This is a genomic window from Microbulbifer maximicatervae (SeqCode) (assembly GCF_052468095.1).
On the sequence record NZ_CP174332.1, the window covers coordinates 1,431,551 to 1,449,063 of the forward strand.

Annotated in this window: 15 protein-coding genes; 11 read left to right on the forward strand and 4 right to left on the reverse strand. The window is 52.2% G+C overall.

Annotated elements, in window-relative coordinates; genetic code table 11:
• Positions 1-30: 30 nt before the first annotated feature.
• Both ACJJIL_RS06230 and ACJJIL_RS06235 read right to left on the reverse strand, forming a co-directional pair.
• On the reverse strand, positions 31-741 hold the full coding sequence (locus tag ACJJIL_RS06230) for an SIMPL domain-containing protein (protein WP_444907734.1): 711 nt from the start codon (positions 739-741) through the stop codon (positions 31-33).
• Positions 742-902: 161 nt separating this feature from the next.
• Positions 903-2,069: an aminotransferase class V-fold PLP-dependent enzyme gene (locus ACJJIL_RS06235; RefSeq protein WP_445361428.1), complete on the reverse strand. Its 1,167-nt coding sequence runs from the start codon at positions 2,067-2,069 to the stop codon at positions 903-905.
• Positions 2,070-2,144: 75 nt separating this feature from the next.
• Here ACJJIL_RS06235 and ACJJIL_RS06240 point away from each other — a divergent pair, with 75 nt between their 5' ends.
• The 8 genes from ACJJIL_RS06240 (at position 2,145) to ACJJIL_RS06275 (ending at position 11,185) form a co-directional block, all read left to right on the forward strand.
• Positions 2,145-2,585, forward strand: coding sequence for a VOC family protein (locus tag ACJJIL_RS06240; protein WP_444897960.1), 441 nt, complete (start codon positions 2,145-2,147; stop codon positions 2,583-2,585).
• A 56-nt stretch (positions 2,586-2,641) separates the two neighbouring features.
• Positions 2,642-3,745, forward strand: coding sequence for a hypothetical protein (locus tag ACJJIL_RS06245; RefSeq protein ID WP_445361429.1), 1,104 nt, complete (start codon positions 2,642-2,644; stop codon positions 3,743-3,745).
• Positions 3,746-3,747: 2 nt separating this feature from the next.
• A complete protein-coding gene (locus tag ACJJIL_RS06250; RefSeq protein ID WP_282932023.1) occupies positions 3,748-4,413 on the forward strand; it encodes a GntR family transcriptional regulator in 666 nt (221 codons plus the stop codon).
• A 211-nt stretch (positions 4,414-4,624) separates the two neighbouring features.
• The gene (locus ACJJIL_RS06255) at positions 4,625-5,974 is read left to right on the forward strand and encodes an aspartate aminotransferase family protein (protein WP_282932024.1); all 1,350 of its coding nucleotides are present in this window, start codon (positions 4,625-4,627) and stop codon (positions 5,972-5,974) included.
• 116 nt (positions 5,975-6,090) lie between these two features.
• Positions 6,091-7,476, forward strand: a complete 1,386-nt coding sequence (locus ACJJIL_RS06260) for a glutamine synthetase family protein (RefSeq protein ID WP_445361430.1) — start codon at positions 6,091-6,093, stop codon at positions 7,474-7,476.
• A gap of 462 nt (positions 7,477-7,938) precedes the next feature.
• Positions 7,939-9,315 (forward strand): glycosyltransferase family 4 protein, encoded by a 1,377-nt coding sequence (locus ACJJIL_RS06265; protein ID WP_445361431.1) that lies wholly within the window; start codon positions 7,939-7,941, stop codon positions 9,313-9,315.
• Positions 9,315-10,076, forward strand: a complete 762-nt coding sequence (locus tag ACJJIL_RS06270; protein WP_444917740.1) for a class I SAM-dependent methyltransferase — start codon at positions 9,315-9,317, stop codon at positions 10,074-10,076. The genes ACJJIL_RS06265 and ACJJIL_RS06270 overlap by 1 nt, the downstream gene beginning before the upstream one ends.
• Positions 10,073-11,185: a prenyltransferase/squalene oxidase repeat-containing protein gene (locus ACJJIL_RS06275; protein WP_444917739.1), complete on the forward strand. Its 1,113-nt coding sequence runs from the start codon at positions 10,073-10,075 to the stop codon at positions 11,183-11,185. The genes ACJJIL_RS06270 and ACJJIL_RS06275 overlap by 4 nt, the downstream gene beginning before the upstream one ends.
• Here ACJJIL_RS06275 and ACJJIL_RS06280 read toward each other — a convergent pair.
• Positions 11,114-11,731, reverse strand: coding sequence for a class I SAM-dependent methyltransferase (locus ACJJIL_RS06280; protein ID WP_282932028.1), 618 nt, complete (start codon positions 11,729-11,731; stop codon positions 11,114-11,116). The two genes, ACJJIL_RS06275 and ACJJIL_RS06280, sit on opposite strands and share 72 nt — an antisense overlap.
• A 116-nt stretch (positions 11,732-11,847) precedes the next feature.
• Here ACJJIL_RS06280 and ACJJIL_RS06285 point away from each other — a divergent pair, with 116 nt between their 5' ends.
• Together ACJJIL_RS06285 and ACJJIL_RS06290 are read left to right on the forward strand one after the other, a co-directional pair.
• Positions 11,848-12,570: an acyltransferase gene (locus ACJJIL_RS06285; protein ID WP_444917738.1), complete on the forward strand. Its 723-nt coding sequence runs from the start codon at positions 11,848-11,850 to the stop codon at positions 12,568-12,570.
• A gap of 19 nt (positions 12,571-12,589) precedes the next feature.
• Entirely contained in the window at positions 12,590-13,105 is a 516-nt protein-coding gene (locus tag ACJJIL_RS06290; protein WP_444907744.1) for a shikimate kinase, read from the forward strand.
• A 63-nt stretch (positions 13,106-13,168) separates the two neighbouring features.
• Here the strand turns inward: ACJJIL_RS06290 and ACJJIL_RS06295 are convergent, their stop codons facing one another.
• A complete protein-coding gene (locus tag ACJJIL_RS06295) occupies positions 13,169-13,639 on the reverse strand; it encodes an Lrp/AsnC family transcriptional regulator (RefSeq protein WP_020413378.1) in 471 nt (156 codons plus the stop codon).
• Between the two features lie 277 nt (positions 13,640-13,916).
• Here ACJJIL_RS06295 and ACJJIL_RS06300 point away from each other — a divergent pair, with 277 nt between their 5' ends.
• A complete protein-coding gene (locus ACJJIL_RS06300) occupies positions 13,917-17,474 on the forward strand; it encodes an indolepyruvate ferredoxin oxidoreductase family protein (RefSeq protein WP_445361432.1) in 3,558 nt (1,185 codons plus the stop codon).
• Positions 17,475-17,513: the final 39 nt, after the last annotated feature.

Consider the following 17,513-nt stretch of genomic DNA (forward strand, 5'->3'; position numbering starts at 1 on the left):
CCCCCGTATATGAGTAGCTATTGCTCCGTATTAGTCCTCGAGTTCGTATACCAGATCCAGATTGACGGTAAGTGTGGTTTCTCCTGGTGATATAGGGGTGGAAGCGCTGTCTGCCATCTTGGCCCTTTCAGTGAACATCATGGGGCGTGGCATACCGCCGTTGCCATTTTCTGAAATACTGACAATGCGACGTACTTTTGTACCCAGCGCTTTGGCGTACATTTCTGCACGTTCCTGGGCGTCTTCAAGGGCTTTTTCCCGGGCTTTGGCTTGAACTGGAGCAGGTTCACCAATTTCGAAGCTCGGACCGTTGATCTGGTTTGCGCCAGCGGCAGTAAGATTGTCCAAGACCTTGCCGAGTTCATCCAATTTGCGAACCTTCACGCTGACGGTATTTCGCGCGGTGTAACCAGTGATTCGGGGTTTTTTGTTTTGCTGGTACTGGTAGCGCGGAGACAGGTTAACGCCTGTGGTTTGAATATCTTTCTTGTTGATACCCGATTTTTTGATGGCGGCCATTAAAGACTCCATCTGATTGGCGTTATCGCGCATTGCCTGTTTGCTGTCCTCTGACTCGGTTACCACTCCGACAGAAATTTTTGCGATATCAGGAACCTGACTTGCCTCCCCCCGTGCAGCGATGGATACCATAGTCCCCCGGTCTTCTGGAGCCCGCTCGTTACCACAGGCGGTGGCGAGCAGGGCGAGAAGGGAAATTACTGAAATTTTTACTGCTTTCATAACGCTTCCTTATCCATTGAGTGCTAATTGTTGCGACGAAAATGGCGCCATTATTTTATAAATTGAATCCTGAACCGCAGCTGAGCCGGTGTGCCTTTTAGGTGTGAAATATGCTCTAGCGGCGGTGGTAAAAATCACTCTGTCCTCTTAGCTCTGAAGCTTTAAGAGTTAAAAACCTGCTGGTAAGTTTCATCCTTATCGTGATAGATGGCGAATCCCAGCCTGAGAAACTGTTGTCGGCGATCACACAGAACTGCTCGAGCCTTAAGTTCTTCCTGGACCCTCTGTGAGATTTCTGGTTGTGAGCAGTCAAATGTGAAAAAGTGGCCGTGACCTTCTTCCAGATCATGACAAATCAAGTTGTTGCGATTCAAGATGGGATGGTCTGAGTTATCCATGCTACTCAGGAACCGGGTTTGCGCATTGAGAACATAGCTGTGTATTTTCTCGATGGTAATGCCTTCGCGATGGAATAAATCGAAAATAGCCAGGGCTTTGTAGAGTGTTGAATAGTCCATGGTCGCCCCGGCAAAGCGCAGCCAATTGTCGCTATATCCGACTTCTTCCGAGTGATTCTCCAGCTCAGCCATTTCTGCGAACCAGCCGGTATTTACAGGGCGCAGTGTACAGTTCGCAGGAATTGTCATAAAACACAGGCCTTCACCGGCGCCTAGGTACTTATATGATCCTGCCGTAAAAAAAACCTTGTCTGCAACGGTTGAAAGATCGATTGGGCGAGCAAAAAAACCGTGATATCCGTCGATAACGAATTGTGTGTCGTGCGGTTTCTGTGCTGCAACCTCCAGCAGCCGGGGAAATACCACACCGGAGTCAAAAAATACCAGGCTGGCATAGACCAGATGGTATTCATTTTTATGTAGCTCGGTCTCAAATCTTTCCGCCAGGGTGGCGTAGGGTTCTTTGGCAACTCTCGTTACCTCTACTTGAGGAAGCTCTTCCAGACGTTGTAATTGGCGAGTAAAACTGTAGAACTCTCCGTCTGTAGTGAGAATGCGCAATGGTTTACTGGGATCGAATGAACTCAGTAGCCGATACACTAGTTCATGGGTATTTGGGGCTATAGCGATCAAGTCTGCCCTGGGTAGGTTGAGGGATTTTGCGATCGCCGCTTGCCATGAGGGTATCTTCTCCTCAAAAATTGGCCCCCATTTTTCATCGGCCAGAAGTGCTGAATCGCGCCAGTACTGCTGTACTGCATCAAGGGTAACATCGGGCCAGTAGTGGTGGGAGTGGCAAGCCATGTGCAGCATGGAAGAGGGACTGCCACTGGGCGCCTGAAGGAACTCGCGATAGAATTTTTTATACATATGCGTTTAGCTTTAAAAAGCCGATTTATTTGTTATGGGCTGATTGTAGAGCTTGGCAACAAGAAGGAGTAGAGGGTGAAGTACTTACACACGATGGTTCGCGTAACCAATCTGGATGAATCTCTGGCGTTTTACTGTGAAAAGCTGGGCCTGCAGGTCGTTAGTCGAAATGATTATGATAAAGGGCGTTTCACCCTAGTGTATCTCGCAGCTCCCGAGGATCTTGAAGCGGCCAGGGAGAATAAGGCCCCGACATTGGAACTCACTTACAATTGGGACCCGGAAAGCTACACTGGCGGGCGGAATTTCGGACACCTGGCATATCGGGTAAATGATATTTACGGGGTGTGCCAACGCATGATGGATCAGGGGGTGGTCATCAATAGGCCTCCGAGAGACGGCCATATGGCATTTCTTCGCTCCCCAGATGGGATTTCCATTGAGTTGCTGCAAAGTGGAGAGCCCCTCCCACCCCAGGAGCCCTGGATGTCTATGGATAATCAGGGTGAGTGGTAGCCCGGGATAGTTGAAACCTGAGATAAATTCTGACGGCCAAGAAAAAGAGTAAGTGAGTGAAAAATACCAGTTGTATTCTACTGGCCGGAGAGACGGCTGCGCGGCGCATACGTGAAGAGGGATTGTCCCAGAGGCAATTTTCGACGCTGGTCGGCGCTTCCGGCGGTCCCAAGTGGCTGGTGATTAGCCAGTTGGATCGGGTATTGATGGGGGAGTTCTTCAAGGAGCGGAGCGAGCCAATTGTCACCTTGGGATCATCTATCGGTAGTTTTCGCAACATGTGTTACGCAATGGCAGAGCCGCTGTCAGCACTTGAGCGACTAGAGCACCACTACATCTACCAAGCCTATTCTGACAAACCCTCCCCTGAAGAGATTACTGCCGGCGGTCGCAAGATGCTGCAGGCAGTGTTGGGCGCTGAAGGTGCGCGCGAGGTAGTGGAAAATCCCATTTGGCACAGCCACTTTGTGGCGGTCAGGGGCAGGGGGCCGCTGGCCAGTGAAAACAAGGCGCTGTTGGCGCCGGCATTACTCGCCTCGGCACTGGCAAATGCTGTATCTCGCAACAGCCTGAGCGCTTTTTGGGAGCGGGTGGTTTTTCATTCGCAAGAGTCGGCAGGCATTCACTTCCAGAATCTGAGCACCGAAAATATTCCGCTGACCGAGCAAAATACCTGCGCTGCTGTACTGGCCAGTGGCTGTATCCCTTTGGTAATGACAGGGGTGCAGACACCGGAGGGAGCTCCACAGGGTAATTATCGCGATGGCGGTATCACCGATTACCACTTTGATCTGCGCTTCCGCCACCCCCGGGGCCTAGTGCTCTACCCGCACTTTTTCCCCTATATGGTGCCCGGCTGGTTTGATAAAGGGCTCTCTTGGCGACGGGTTCGCGGAGATGCCATGCAATCCACTCTGGTTGTGGCTCCCTCGCCCAAATTTGTTGCCTCCTTGCCCTATGGAAAAATTCCAGACCGCAATGATTTCTACAAGCTCGGCCGTGAAGACCGTTTGAAGTACTGGGGACGGGTGGTTGATTTCAGTCGCCGGGTGGCAGATGATTTTTATGAAATTTGGCAAAGTGGCCGGGCGGCTGAACATTTAATTGAGGTGGGTGCGGAGGATGTCCCTCATATGTTGGAGCAGGTCAGGGCAGCATAGGTATGGTGCAGGAATTTAACAGTCCCCAGGAAGAGTACCGCACAACCCAGGAGAGGGTTTATTTTCAGGTGCGGGATGCCATTCTGCGGGGAAAGTTTTTGCCGGGTAGGGCGATTACTATCCGGGGTCTGGCCTCGGAGCTTAATTGCAGTCCAATGCCGGTTCGCGAAGCGTTGCGTCGCCTGACCTCGGAGCGGGCCTTGGAGCTGTCAGATACCCGCCGGGTCAGGGTGCCGACAATGACCCCGGAAAAACTGGCAGAGATTTGTGCCGCTCGTGTGGCCCTGGAGTGTCAGGCCGCTGAACAGGCCCTGCCATTGGTCGGGGATGCAGAATTAGCGCAACTTCGGGAGCTGGATGAGCGTGTAACAGAAGCTCTCGCTCAGAAAGACATCGAGCGCTATGTAACCACTAATCTGGAATTTCACTTTACCCTTTATCGCCTGGGGCAGCCCCATATCATCCTATCCCTGATCGAGAGCCTGTGGCTACAGACAGCTCCCCTCCAGCACTTGGTTTTCCAGCGCTTTGGCGTGCAGGAGTTGCCAGACCGGCATCAAGATCTGCTCGAAGCTATTGCCAGTAAAGATGAGTTGAAGGTGCGCAAAGCCATTCAGCAGGATATTGAAGAGGGGCTCGGCTCTATCTCTGCAGAGGAGCTGCTGTAGCGGCTCCTTTCCCCCCCAGTTGACTATTTAGTTCCCTTTTTTCTCCTCGCACTGGCGCGATTCGACCTTATGTTTTCGGTAAGGGCAGATAGACCTTGCGCTTCTGTCGATGGCCCCACTAGAATGTGATCACAAATTAGTGGTAACGATTTGGCCTTTTGAGCCCGATTGGTGGGCGCTGAGCAAGGCCTGTGAAAGCCAGGAGAGAAATATGAACAAGACTGAGCTGCAGCAACACGACCGTGAGCACCTGCTACACCCATTTACTGACTTCCATGACTTGGGCCAGCAGGGGACCCGTGTGATTACCAGCGCCGAGGGCGCTTACATCACCGATATTGATGGCAACAAAATGCTTGATGGCATGTCAGGCCTCTGGTGTTGCAACCTCGGCTACAGCCGCAAAGAAATCAGCAATGCGATCTACGAGCAGCTGAATACCCTGCCTTTCTATAACAGCTTCTTCCAGTGCACTACGGTGCCCTCGATTGAACTGGCCGACGCCTTGGCTGAAGTGACCCCGGCGCATATGAACAATGTGTTCTTCACGGGTTCCGGTTCCGAGGCAAATGATACTAACCTGCGCCTGATCCGCCGTTTCTGGGATATCCAGGAAAAGCCGGAGAAGCGCATCGTTATTTCCCGTAAGAATGGCTATCACGGCTCTACCATTGCCGGTGCCAGCCTGGGTGGTATGAGTGGTATGCACAAGCAATTCCAGCCGCTCGACTACATTGAGTACGTACAGCAGCCCTACTGGTTTGGTGAGGGCGGCGATATGTCTCCAGAGGAGTTTGGTATCCAAGCGGCTCGCAGCCTGGATGAGAAAATCCAGGAGTTGGGCCCGGATAATGTTGCGGCGTTTATCGCTGAGCCAATCCAGGGTGCTGGCGGCGTAATTATCCCGCCGGAAACTTACTGGCCGGAAGTCAAGAAGGTGCTGGACCAGTACGACATTCTGCTGGTGATGGATGAAGTGATTTTTGGTTTCGGTCGTACCGGTGAGTGGTTCGGTGCCGACTATTACGGCATGAAGCCCGACCTGATGACTTTCGCCAAAGCAGTAACCAACGGTTACTTCCCCCTGGGCGGTACCATGGTGAGTGATCGTGTCGCTGAGGTGATCAAAACCAAAGGTGGCGAGTTTACCCACGGTTACACCTATTCCGCGCATCCGGCTGCCTGTATGGCAGGTCTGGCAACTATCAATATTCTGCGCAACGAGAAGATTATCGAGAATGTCCGCGATGTAACCGGCCCCTACCTGTCCAAGCGTTGGGCTGAACTGGCGGAGCATCCGATCGTTGGCGAAACCCGCAGTTTGGGTATGGTCGGTGCCTTGGAGCTGGTAAAAGATAAGGCCAGCCGCGCTCGTTTTGATGATGACTGCACCGCTGGTGCGGTATGTCGTGACCTGAGTATCAAGCACGGTTTGGTGATGCGCGCCGTTGGCGATGCCATGGTTATCGCACCACCGCTGATTATGACCACTGAACAGGTCGATGAGCTGGTAGAAAAAGCGCACCGCGCCCTGGACGACACTGCTAAAGCACTGGCGTAACATAGCGGCAAGATACTCTGTTGCAGAGGCGGTCTGATACCCCGTTTTCCATAGTTTGAATGGAAAAGCGGTGTTGGGCCGTCTCTGCGTTTAGATTGGATCACCCCAGGCACCTTATGTCTCAAGAAAAAGAATTCACTGCCCAGCCCGATCTGCTGGAGCAGTCGCAAAAATTCCTGGCAGAGCACTCGGACCTAAAGTGGATCGAAGGCTTTATGTTCGATATCAATGGCGTGCCGCGAGGGAAGTGGTTGCCGGCAGAAGCTGCGGAGAAATTGCTCAAGGGCAGTCTGCAAATGCCGCGTAGCGCGGTCAGTCTCGATATCTGGGGGCGGGATATTGAAGACAGCCCGCTGGTATTTGCCAGTGGAGACAGCGATGGCGTTTGTCTGCCGGTTTCGCCTATTAGCCTGGCGCCCTGGCATCGCGAGTCCACCGCCCAGCTGCATATGCAGTTGCATGAGGCAGATGGCTCCTCTCTCTATGCCGATCCCCGCAGCCAGTTGCAATGCGTTGTAGAGCGTCTCGGTAAACTGGGTTATACCGCCGTGTGTGCGACCGAGCTGGAATTCTATCTGCTCCGCGATGAGGTGGATCATCTGGCGCGTCCGCGCCCGGTTAGCGATAACGACGCCGAGCTGGTGCCTTCCACCGACGTATACGATCTGTCCGAGCTCAATGCACAGCGACACTTCTTTGCCGATGTGCGAGCTGCCTGCGAGGCACAGGGTATTCCCGCAGATTCAGTATTGTCGGAGTGTGCGCCGGGACAGTTTGAAATCAACCTGTTGCACAGTGCCGATCCCGTTAAAGTGGCAGACCAAACATTACTGTTTAAGCGCTTGTTAAAAGGGGTGGCGCGCAGTCACGGCTTCCGCGTGAGTACCATGGCCAAGCCTTTCGGGGATCAGGCGGGTAACGGAATGCACGTGCATATGAGTTTGATCGACGCCAATGGAAAGAACGTTTTTGATGACGGTTCTGACACTGGCTCCGATTTACTGCGTTATGCCGCAGCAGGAATGCTGGCGACAGCCAACGATGCGATGGCGTTTTTCGCACCTCACAGCAACTCTTATCGTCGCTTCCAGGAGAGCTCTCACGCACCGCTGAATCTCTGCTGGGGCTACGATAATCGCACTACAACTTTGCGTGTGCCCGCCAGTGATCCTGTGGCGCGGCGTATCGAGCACCGTATTGCCGGGGCGGATGTAAACCCCTATCTGGTGTTAGCTGCGATTCTCACTGGTGTGTGTCATGGCATTGAGAACCAGATGGAAGCGCCTGCACCCGTGGAAGGCGATGCCTATCAGGTGGAGAGTGAGAAGTTGATCAATACCTGGAGTGGTGCACTGGAGCGCTTTGAGCAGAGCCCTTTGTGGCGCGAGTATCTTGATCCACGCTTTGTGGAATTGTTCTCTCTGTTGAAAAGACAGGAGCAAGCAGAGATAGCTGCCCGCGTTACCGATGTTGAATACCAGAGTTATCTGCATCGGGTATAAAGATTGGCGGTGTGCTTTAGCGCCGATTGCCGTTTTAGTGAACGGCTTTCACGACAGGAGAGTTAGTGGGGGTATTTCCTCTGCTATACCTAAATTTAAGTGCGTAATGTGCTTGAAACTCTCCTCCTGAAAGTGTGTTCGAGAAATCTGGCCCGCCTTTTGGCGGGCATTTTTTTATTCTCGATTGACTTATTTCCACTTCCTGTTCGTATTAATCCCTTCTTTTAAAGTCGCCATGGCTTGAGTGTATCGAATGACACGGTGTGCGGTTGCTGGGCTTTTGTTGCTATTTTGGCTTGCGAGCACACATCCTTGGGCCAGGATACCAAGAGTGTGGACCGCTTCCGCCTAGCAGTCATTTCTCCGCCAGTGTATTCTTCCGCTTTACCAGCGAGACACCCCAGACGGTCGGTTCTTAGACGTTGGCATTCGCAGAATGTCTGTGCGAGAGCGGATAATGTTATGGGGTATAAGAATATTGCAGATGGGGAAACTATGACCGCCTTGGGAAATTGTGCAGACGGTCCAACGGCTGGCGAGACGCAGCCACTAAAAATATGCCTTTTGGGGTATCGCAGCAATCCACACAGTGGTGGTCAGGGCATCTACCTGCGCTACCTGAGTAAAGCACTGGTTGATGCTGGTCACTCCGTGGATGTTATTTCTGGCCAGCCCTACCCAGAACTGGATGAGCGCGTAAAACTCATCAAAATGCCAGGGTTGAACCTCTATGAAGTTGAGCGTCCAGCGCGGGCTTTGAAACCTCGCCACCTGCTGTCGTGGGCGGATTTTTTTGAATGGTGGAGTAAGCTTACCGGCGGCTTTGCCGAGCCTTATACCTTTGGCCGTCGGGTAAATAAATACCTGCGCAAGCACGGCAAACAATACGACATTGTTCACGATAACCAATCACTGTGCTACGGCTTGCTGGATATCGAGAAAAATGGATTGCCTGTTGTCGCGACAATTCATCACCCCATTACCCGGGATCGCCAACTGGCATTAGATGCCGCCCCCGATTGGCGTTTTCGTTTGCTGGTACGTCGCTGGCATAATTTTTTGAATATGCAGATTAAGGTATCGCGGAAGCTTCGCCATATCGTGACAGTTTCCAAGCAATCTGAGCGGGATATTATCGAGCAGTTTGGCGTAGCTCCCGAGCAGATTCACCTGATTTACAACGGTATTGATACCGAATTATTCAACCCAGGGGCAGAGAATAAGCGCTTGCCTCTGCGAATTATGACCACCGCATCGGCAGACCAGCCGCTTAAAGGTCTGCGCTTTTTATTACAGGCGTTGGCGGAATTACGCCAGGAATATGAAAACATAGAGTTGTTGGTGGTTGGCAAATTACGCGAAGGTGGAGCCACGGAACACTTGCTTCACGATCTGGATCTTCAGGATAGGGTTCAGTTTGTCTCCGGTATTTCTAACGAAGAACTGGTCGATAATTACCGCAAGGCTACAGCGGTAGTTTGCCCATCGCTCTACGAAGGATTTGGTTTACCTGCCGGGGAGGCAATGGCATGTGGTGCTCCGGTAGTATCCAGTGACGGGGGTGCTTTGCCTGAGGTGGTTGGGGATGCCGGAATCGTGGTCCCTGCAGGAAATCACGAAGCTTTGGCCAATGCCCTGCGCCAGGTTTTATCCAGCGAAGCGCTGCGAAAAGAACTCAGTGAGAAAGGTCGCCAGCGCATTGAAAATAAATTTTCCTGGAAAATCGCTGCAGAGAGTTTGGTGAAATATTACCGGGAAATTCTCGGACATACATTGGCGGAACAACCCAGCAGTCATGAAATAGAAACTCCGAATATGCGCAGTGCGGAGGCGGCTTAATGATTACTGTAGATCCCCAGCACTTAAATCTTCGCCCTGGCCAAAAAGTCCTCGACTTGGGGTGCGGTGAAGGGCGCCATTCCATTCACTTGATGATCACCGATGAGGTTGATGTTTACGGCATTGACCTGTGTTTTGATGATGTGCGCACTGCCAGTGAGCGAGCGGAACCTTTCCGCTCTCCCGAGCATTCAAAGGGTCGCTTGCAGTTCGGAGTTGCCAATGGCTTGCAACTACCATTTGCCGATGGGAGTTTTGATGTGGTTATCTGCTCAGAGGTACTTGAGCATATCCCCGATTACAAGTCTGTCCTGGCTGAGATTAACCGGGTATTAAAGCCCTCTGGTATTTTTGCCGCGACAGTACCGGCATTTTTTCCTGAGTGGGTGTGTTGGAAACTCAGCGATGAATACCATCAGGTTGAGGGTGGGCATATCCGGATATTCCGCGAGCGCGAGCTGCGAGAGGATATTGAAAAGCTGGGGCACCACTATTTTGCCCGGCATAAGGCCCATGCGTTACATGCACCTTATTGGTGGTTAAAGTGTTTGTTTTGGGACAAGCCCGATTCCCGCTTGGTCTCTGCCTATCACCGCCTGTTGGTGTGGGATCTGATGAAGAAACCAGCCTTTACCCGTATTCTCGAAAAACTATTGAACCCGCTGTTGGGAAAAAGTATTGCTCTCTATTTTGTGAAACCTGTCGGGTCGACACAACGAGTGGATGCGCCCCTCTCCCTGCCTGAGGGAGCTGAGGCATGAGTAAAATTTCTGTGCCGGCAAAAGCTTCTGGTCTTTTCCCTGAAGGATTTATCCAGGATAGCGCCGCCTATATTCTCTCCCAGCAACTCCCCGATGGCTCAATTCCCTGGTTTAAAGGGGGCTATGCCGACCCCTGGGATCATGTTGAGGCCGCTATGGGGCTCGCCATTGCCGGAGAGTTCAGAGCTGCTGAAAACGCCTATTGCTGGTTGGCTGAGATTCAGCTGGAGGACGGCAGCTGGTGGGCCGCTTATAAAGATGGCGATATTGACAACCGGGAGCGCCGTGAAACCAATTTTGTTGCCTATGTGGCAACAGGAATTTGGCAGTACTTCCTGATCAGTAGAGACACACTGTTTTTACAGCGCTATTGGCCGATGGTTGAGCGTGCAATCGAGTTTGTATTGCGCTTACAAACAGAATTTGGCGAAATTCATTGGGCGGTAGATTCAGAGGGCGCCCCTATGGAAGATGCCCTGATCACCGGTTGTTCTTCCATTTATAAAAGTCTGGAATGCGCAATTAATATTGCCCACCAGCTGGGGGTTGCTCGCCCCCAATGGATACTTGCCCGGGAAGCTCTGGGCGATGCGCTGCGCAATAAACCGGAGCGCTTTGATCGCACCTGGGAAAGCAAGGCGCGCTTTTCAATGGACTGGTTTTATCCCGTATTAACCGGTGCCTTTTCTGGTGAGGCAGCGCAGTTGCGGCTTCAGCAGCGCTGGGATGAGTTTGTCGTGGCTGGGTTGGGATGTCGTTGCGTCAGCGATGAGCCCTGGGTGACGGTGGCTGAGTCCTGCGAACTCACCATGTCCCTAATCGCTGCTGGCCAGCGTTCGCGGGCGGAAATTTTGTATCGCGGCTTGCACCGCTGGCAGGATAAAGATGGGGGCTACTGGACCGGTTATGTCTACCGGGATGAGGCCATCTGGCCGGAGGAAAAAACCACCTGGACTGTAGGAGCCATGCTTCTGGCTGCCGATGCGCTCGCCGGATTAACGCCAGCGAGCGAGCTGTTTACATCGGTGTGCCTGCCCTTAAATGCGGCGCAGGATTCCCAGGGTGTCGACAGTTTCGACGAGCTCGAATTGAGCGGAAGCCAGGGCTAGCTTGTAAATATCGTAGGGCGCCTGGCCGCCATCGGCGGGGTCCGGGAAAATATCGTGGATCGCCAGATAGCCGCCGGGCACGATATGGCGGGACCAGCTGCGATAATCGGTCATGGCCGCTTCCAGGGAGTGGCCGCCGTCAATAAATACGAGACCCAAAGGGGTATTCCAGCAGCGTGCAGCTGTTGCGGAGGGGGCGACGACGGGAACAACCCAGTCATCCAATTCAGCCGCGCGAATATTCGCGCGGAAAGTGCGAAAACTGTCCATTAAATTGGCCTGGCCATCAAACAGTTCGGGATCGTGATACTCCTCTCCGGGCTGGTGCTCTTCAGATCCTCGATGGTGGTCCACGGCGAACAGGACGTTATCGGTCAGCTTACAGGCACTGGCCAGGTAAATTGATGATTTGCCGCAGTAGCTGCCCACTTCAAGACAGGGACCCAGTGAGCTGGCTTCAGCTGCCAGGTGGTAGAGAGCTTCCCCTTCATGGGCGGCGAGGAAACCTTTAATTGCTCGAATATCAATAGGTAGATTTAGGGACATGGGTAAACGCTTGCTATTTTTCGTGGCCGAAACACTAAACTGCCACTAATACAAAAGCAATTGGGTTTTAACTCAGGGCTCCGTAAATCCCATAAAATATAAGTAGAAATTAAAATATGCGTAAGGATCACAGGCCCTATTGGCTCAAGCGACTGCAGCTGCGTTGGCGCAAATGGCGAACAGAGTATTTCCTTCTGCCACAATTCGATGCGGTTGGGGTTGAGCCGGAAGTGATGGACCCGGGTTCTGTCCATGTTTTTGGCGAAAATGTTCGGCTTGGAAATTACCCTCACTTAATCTCCAACAACGAGAAATGTATTCGCTTTACCACTTTTGGACACAAGGGGGGAGAAGCATTTATTACTATTGGGGATTTCGTATTGATATCTCCAGGGGTGCGTATTTCTGCGGCTCAATCTATTGAGATTGGCGATGCCTGTATGATCGCAGCCAATGTGTATATTTCCGATTCTGATTGGCACGGGCTCTACAATCGCACGCGGCCCTTCCGGTGTACCTCCCCGGTGCGCCTGGGTAACAATGTTTGGATTGGAGATAGTGCAACCATCTGCAAAGGTGTCACTATCGGTGATAATTCTGTAGTGGGAGCCGGCAGTATCGTCACCAAGGATGTCCCCGCAAATACGGTTGTTGCAGGCAATCCGGCAAAAACCATTAAATCAATTAATCCCAAGCGGCGAATGATTACCCGCGAGGCATTATTTGCCGATGCCTTTCGCCAAGCGCATAATCTGGATGAATTGGATAAGATGATGTTGGGTGGGAACACCTTATTGGGCTGGTTGCGCTCGGTATTCTTTCCCCGCCGTAGCGATTGAATGTGCAAGTATTAATAAAATGAAAAAAAGAAAAAGTATTGTCCTGATTGGAATGCCCGGCGCCGGTAAAAGTACGCTGGGGGTGTTGTTGGCAAAGGAGTTAGCACTGGGGTTTACAGATACTGATGTTCTGATCCAGTCCAGAGAGGGCAAGACTTTGCAGCAAATTATGGCTGAAAGTGACTATCTTAATCTCCGCGCCATTGAAGGGGAGGTATTAGCTGAGGCCACCCTCCCCAGTGATGTTATTGCCACTGGCGGAAGCGCAGTCTATAGCGATGAGGGTATGGCGAATCTACGCAGTCAGGGTGTGGTAGTGTTTCTTCAGTGTTCAGCGGAGGAACTGCGCCGGCGTATCCACAATTATGAAAGCCGTGGCATAGCGAAGGCGCCCGGGCAGTCTTTTGCGGACTTATTTGAAGAGCGACAGGCCCTTTACCGGCAATATGCAGAAATAACGGTGGATTGTGACAGTAAATCACTGCAGGAAACGCTTGATCATTTACTTAATGCGCTGCGGGAGCTTGCAGAGTAACCGAAATTTTCTCAGTAAGCCCCATGCGTTAAAGCAAGGGGCTTTACTTTTCACACTTTTGGCTTAAAGTGGCAGTTGGGTGGTGTACTTCACCTGCTTGAGGGCAAAGGTGGAGTTGACTGAGGCCACGTTTGGCAGGTGTACCAGAGAGCGCTTCAGTAATTGCTCATAGTGTTCCACACTATCCACTACAACGCGCAGGACATAGTCTTTGTCTCCGCTGGTGGAATAGCACTCTACTACCTCCTGGACATCCTGAACTGCTGATTCAAAGTTGTTCAGGGATTCCTCATCGTGATTGTGGATGGTAACGTAGCAGTATACGGTGACACCCAGATCCAATTTGCGTGGGTCCAGCAAGGTAACACGGCCACGGATAATACCTTCGGCTTCCAACCGCTTGATTCTGCGCCAGCAGGGAGTGTGCGAAAGACCGACTTTATCGCCCAGCTCTGCCATGGAGTAATCTGCGTTCTCCTGCAGCGCTCGCAGAATCTTACGGTCAAAATCATCCAGGTCTGTCGAACGCTTCATAAAGACTCCTATCCTATAAAAATTATCTATATCGAAACTTCTATCACAAATTTACGCATATTTGCGTGAATAAAGCAATGCTCTATTGCGCTTAACGAACTAGTATGACCTGACTAAACCGTTTCGGGATAGGTGCAGTGTGCCCTCAGCCGCTCTGGGACTTTGCGGCAAATATAAAAACAGGCGCATCTGACCACTGAAAACGGACTATTCGGAAGAATAATGACTAATAACTCGAACCGGGTTTCGAGAAGAATAATTAACCGGAAGTAGGTGTATGACTGAAAAAGTAACCAGTCCTCAAAGTACGGCGGATTCCCAAGTAAAAAAACAGGTTTCATTGGACGACCGCTACACCATGCTCAAGGGCCGTGTGCTCCTTTCAGGTATCCAGGCCCTTGTGCGCTTACCCATAGACCAGATGCGAATGGACCGGGATCGCGACCTCAATACCGCGACTTTTATCTCCGGTTATCGGGGGTCGCCCTTAGGTGGCTACGACCTGCAGTTATCCAGGGCGAAAAAACTGCTGGGAGAGTACAACATCCGTTTCCAGCCTGGCGTCAATGAAGAGTTGGCGGCTACGGCAGTTTGGGGTTCCCAGCAGGTGGGCTTGTTCCAGGGCGCAGAAGTGGATGGCGTCTGCGGGATTTGGTATGGCAAGACACCGGGTGTCGACCGCTCCTGCGATGCATTTCGCCATGCCAACGCCGCTGGCTCCTCTCCCAAAGGTGGCGCACTGATCGTTGCTGGCGATGACCACGGTTGTAAGTCATCCTCCTATCCAGGGCAGTCTGAATTTGCCTTTGTGGATATGCATATTCCAGTACTTAACCCCGCCACCGTGCAGGAAGTGTTGGATTATGGTCACTATGGGCTGGAGCTGTCTCGCTTTAGCGGCTGCTGGGTGGCAATGATCACCCTGGCAGAAAATATGGATAGCTCTGCGACCGTGGAAGTGGACCCTGAGCGGGTCAAATTCCACTACCCGGATATTGAACGTCCCGAGGGCGGCCTGAATATTCGCAAGCAGGATAACCCTCTCGAGCAGGAAGAGCGCCTGTGGCGCTACAAGCGCCCTGCTGCGTTGGCTTTTTCCCGCGCCAATAAACTCAACAAGGTTGTACTGGAAAATCCTGAGGCGAGCCTCGGCATCGTCACTACCGGTAAGGCCCATCTGGACTTGATGCAGGCCTTCGAAGACATGGGTATCGATGAGCAGAAGGCCAAGCAGCTCGGTATCCGAATCCTTAAAGTGGGTATGACTTACCCGTTGGATGTGCCGGGTATCCAGGAGTTTGCCCGTGGCTTGGATACGCTGCTGGTGCTTGAGGAAAAACGCAGTTTGATGGAAGTACAGCTGAAAGAAGAGCTGTACAACGTCCACGTGAAGGACCCGAATTTCCCGCGTATTCTCGGTAAAGTGGATGATAGTGATCAGCCGCTGATGCCCGCTTATGGCGAGCTGTCGCCAGCGATTATTGCCCAGGTATTGGGTTTTGTTTTGGGTGAGGACAAGTTGGATGAAGGCGGCAAACACCGCTTGATGCGCCTCAATGCGCTGGCTGAACGTATTTCCCAGCAGACTGGCTCAAGTGTGTCTCGCTTGCCTATGTTTTGTGCTGGCTGCCCCCACAACCGTTCCACCAAGGTGCCGGAGGGAAGCCGTGCCCTGGCAGGTATTGGTTGTCACTATATGGCCCAGTGGTTGGACCGGGAGACTTATACCTTCACCCAAATGGGTGCCGAAGGAGTTAACTGGGTAGGGCAGGCGCCGTTTACAACTGAAAAGCATGTCTTTGTAAACCTGGGTGATGGTACCTATTTCCACTCCGGTATTTTAGCTATTCGTGCTTCCGTGGCTGCCAAGGTCAATATCACTTACAAGATCCTGTTTAATGATGCGGTCGCCATGACAGGCGGCCAGCCCCACGATGGTGAGTTGGCTCCGGATATGATCTGTCGCCAAGTTTTGGCAGAAGGGGTTCAGAAAGTTGTCCTGGTGATGGATAACCCGGATAAATACAAGGGTGCGCTGTCCTTCCCCAGTGAAGTTGAAATTCATCACCGGGATTACTTGCCCGTTGTAATGGATGAGCTGCGTGAGGTTGAAGGTTGTACCGTTATTATTTACGACCAGACCTGTGCCACCGAACTGCGCCGCAAGCGCAAGCGCGGGCTACTGCCTAAAGCCGAGGGGCGCCCCTTTATCAACGAGCTGGTGTGTGAAGGCTGTGGAGACTGCGTCCAGCAGTCGAGCTGTATCGCTGTTGAGAAAGTGGAAACGGCGCTGGGCGATAAACGCAGGGTGAACCAAACCGGTTGTAATCAGGATATGTCCTGCGTTAACGGCTTCTGCCCCTCATTTGTCACGGTGAAGGGTGGCAATATTGCCAAGGGCGCCGGGGTAGGTGACGTGTTGCGAACTGAAGCGGCCAAGTTGCCCTCGCCACAGCTTCCGGGCTTACAGCAGCCGTATAACTTCCTGGTTACCGGCGTTGGCGGTACGGGTGTTGTGACCATTGGCGCCTTGCTAGCGATGGCGGCACATATCGAAGACAAGGCGTGCAGCACCCTTGATCAGACGGGATTGGCTCAGAAGGGTGGAGCGGTTTACTCCCATATCCGCTTTGCGGCTGCGCCTGAGTCTTTGCAGGCGGTACGTATTTCCGACGGTCGTGCCGATGCCCTAATGGCCTGTGACCTGATTGCAGCCGGCAATGTGGCAGCTTGTTTGGTTAAACTGGATAAATCGCACAGTCGCGCGGTAGTGAATACCCACTTGAGCCCAACGGCGGCAACGGTTCTTGGGCGTGAGGATGTCCATTCACCGCAAGCGGTATTGGATACGGTGAGTGGCGCGGTTAATGAGCTCAGCTCTGTGGAAGCGCATCGCCTGACCAAAGCAGCTCTGGGTGATACGCTCGCCGCCAACATTTTTATGCTCGGCTACGCCTGGCAGAAAGGGTTGATTCCGCTAACTGAAGCCTCCCTACTGGAAGCGATCCGCTTAAACGGTGTAGCTGTGGAAGGTAATCTGCAGGGATTTGCTGCAGGGCGGTTGGCGGCAGAAAACCGCAACGCTCTGGACAAACTACTAACCCACGAAAAAGTTGTGGAAGAGGCACCACAAACTCTTGAAGCGATTGTAGCTCACCGGGTGGAGCACCTCACCGGTTATCAAAATGCAGACCTCGCCGAGCGTTACCGCAGTTTGGTTGATACGGTGAAATCTGCTGAGATTTTAAAAGTGCCCGGGAATGTCCAGTTGGCCGAGGTGGTTGCGCGCAATTATGCAAAATTGCTTGCCTATAAGGATGAGTACGAGGTGGCTCGCCTATACACCGATAGCCGCTTTACCGAATCGCTAAAAGAGAACTTCAGTGGTGACTTTACCCTGGAGTTCAATTTGGCTCCCCCATTACTGGCGCGCTTCGATAAAGCCTTGGGGCGTCCCCGCAAAATGAAATTTGGCGGTTGGATGTACAAGGCATTTGGTGTTTTGGCGAAGCTGAAGTTCTTGCGTGGATCGGCGCTTGATATTTTTGGCTATACAGCTGAGCGAAAAATGGAGAGGGCACTGATTAGCGAATATGAAGAATTGGTTAAGAAAGTTCTGGGCCAATTAAATTCGCAGAATCACGCCGCTGCAGTTGAGCTACTTCAATATCCGGATATCATCCGGGGCTACGGCCCGGTGAAGGAGGCCAATATTGAGAAAGCGAAAGAACAGCGAAATATCGCATTAAATCGATTTGAAAACCCGGTTCGGGATATAAAACTATCAGCGGAGGTTGAGGTTTTTGACCCAGCTAAGGCACAGCAAGTAGGTTAATTGCCCGTTTGATAAAGTGGCTCAAGGACTGTCTTGAGC

Coding starts and splice junctions, on each gene's coding strand:
- ACJJIL_RS06230 (WP_444907734.1), bottom strand. CDS start 741: ATGAAAGCAGTAAAAATTTCAGTAATTTCCCTTCTCGCCCTGCTCGCC.
- ACJJIL_RS06235 (WP_445361428.1), bottom strand. CDS start 2,069: ATGTATAAAAAATTCTATCGCGAGTTCCTTCAGGCGCCCAGTGGCAGT.
- ACJJIL_RS06250 (WP_282932023.1), top strand. CDS start 3,748: ATGGTGCAGGAATTTAACAGTCCCCAGGAAGAGTACCGCACAACCCAG.
- ACJJIL_RS06255 (WP_282932024.1), top strand. CDS start 4,625: ATGAACAAGACTGAGCTGCAGCAACACGACCGTGAGCACCTGCTACAC.
- ACJJIL_RS06260 (WP_445361430.1), top strand. CDS start 6,091: ATGTCTCAAGAAAAAGAATTCACTGCCCAGCCCGATCTGCTGGAGCAG.
- ACJJIL_RS06265 (WP_445361431.1), top strand. CDS start 7,939: ATGGGGTATAAGAATATTGCAGATGGGGAAACTATGACCGCCTTGGGA.
- ACJJIL_RS06270 (WP_444917740.1), top strand. CDS start 9,315: ATGATTACTGTAGATCCCCAGCACTTAAATCTTCGCCCTGGCCAAAAA.
- ACJJIL_RS06275 (WP_444917739.1), top strand. CDS start 10,073: ATGAGTAAAATTTCTGTGCCGGCAAAAGCTTCTGGTCTTTTCCCTGAA.
- ACJJIL_RS06280 (WP_282932028.1), bottom strand. CDS start 11,731: ATGTCCCTAAATCTACCTATTGATATTCGAGCAATTAAAGGTTTCCTC.
- ACJJIL_RS06285 (WP_444917738.1), top strand. CDS start 11,848: ATGCGTAAGGATCACAGGCCCTATTGGCTCAAGCGACTGCAGCTGCGT.
- ACJJIL_RS06290 (WP_444907744.1), top strand. CDS start 12,590: ATGAAAAAAAGAAAAAGTATTGTCCTGATTGGAATGCCCGGCGCCGGT.
- ACJJIL_RS06295 (WP_020413378.1), bottom strand. CDS start 13,639: ATGAAGCGTTCGACAGACCTGGATGATTTTGACCGTAAGATTCTGCGA.
- ACJJIL_RS06300 (WP_445361432.1), top strand. CDS start 13,917: ATGACTGAAAAAGTAACCAGTCCTCAAAGTACGGCGGATTCCCAAGTA.